2 pseudogenes are annotated in these 1,194 nt (G+C 65.5%); both read right to left on the bottom strand.

Annotation, left to right across the window (positions count from 1 at the left end):
- Positions 1 to 745 (bottom strand): annotated as a pseudogene (locus IG78_RS43620) (alpha-amylase family glycosyl hydrolase); the annotation flags it as partial.
- Positions 742 to 1,194, bottom strand: a pseudogene (locus tag IG78_RS0141080) (alpha-1,4-glucan--maltose-1-phosphate maltosyltransferase); the annotation flags it as partial. The pseudogenes IG78_RS43620 and IG78_RS0141080, both read right to left, overlap by 4 nt.

The raw sequence follows: 1,194 nt of genomic DNA, 5'->3' as shown, positions 1-1,194 counted from the left end.
GTCGCCGTCGTTCTCGAAGGAGCCGAAGTAGTCGACGACGTCCTCCGGCCACTGATTCGCCTCCGCCAGGAGAACCGTGTCGGGATAGTGCGCGTCGATCTCCTTGCGGACCCGCTTCAGGAACTCATGGGTGGCCTGGAGGTTCTCGCAGTTGGTGCCCTCCTCCTGGTACAGGTAGGGCACGGCGTCGAGGCGGAAGCCGTCGATCCCCAGGTCGAGCCAGAAGCGCAGCGCCGATGTAGTTGAGGTCCGGCTGGTGGGAGAAGAAGCGGTGCCAGTAGTACTGCTTGCGGACCGGGTCGAAGGTCCAGTTGGAGGCTTCGGTGTCGACGAAGATGACGCGGGCGTCCTGGAACTGCTTGTCGTCGTCGGCCCACACGTAATAGTCGCCGTAGGGTCCTGTGGGGTCGGCGCGCGATGCCTGGAAGGCGCTGTCGACGAATTCCACGAAGTCGGCGAGGTCCCCGAATTCCGGCAGGACCGCGGTGTAGTCGGAGACGTCGTAACCGCCGTCGCGCAGCGGGGACGTGAAGAACGGGGGCAGCCACAGGCAGTCCACGCCGAGCCATTGGAGGTAGTCCAGTTTGGCGGTGAGGCCTTTGAGGTCGCCGATGCCATCGCCGTTGCTGTCCTGGAAGGACCGGACGAGGACCTCGTAGAAGACGGCGCGTTTGAACCAGTCGGGGTCACGGTCCTTGGAAGGCGTGTCCTCGAAGGTGTCCTGGACGGGCTCGTTGAAGATCATGGTGTGGGTGACCCTCCGATCTGCGGTGAGGACGGTCGCAGGACGAGTACGTGTGCGGGGCGGCGGCCGGGCTCCAGACGCACGTAGTTGGTCCTGCCCCAGTGGTAGGTCTCGCCGGTGAGCTCGTCGCGCACCGGCACCGACTCGTGCCGGCCGAGGCCGAGCCTTGGCATGTTCAACGAGACGGTGGCTTCCTGGGTGTGGTGGGGGTCGAGGTTCACAACCACCAGAACCGTGTTCGAGCCGCCCGCGTCCTCAGCCGACTTGGAGTAGGCGATCACGGAGTCCTTGTCCGTTTCGTGGAAGTGCAGGTTCCTGAGCTGCTGAAGGGCGGGGTTCGCGCGCCGGATGCGGTTGAGCGCGGTGATCAGGGGGGTGATGGTGCGGCCTTCGCGCTCGGCCGCCGCCCAGTCGCGGGGGCGCAGTTGGTACTTCTCGGAGTGCAGGTA

The organism is Streptomyces aureocirculatus (genome assembly GCF_000720475.1).
Lineage (GTDB): Bacteria > Actinomycetota > Actinomycetes > Streptomycetales > Streptomycetaceae > Streptomyces > Streptomyces aureocirculatus.
This window is presented reverse-complemented; position numbering and strand designations above follow the sequence as displayed.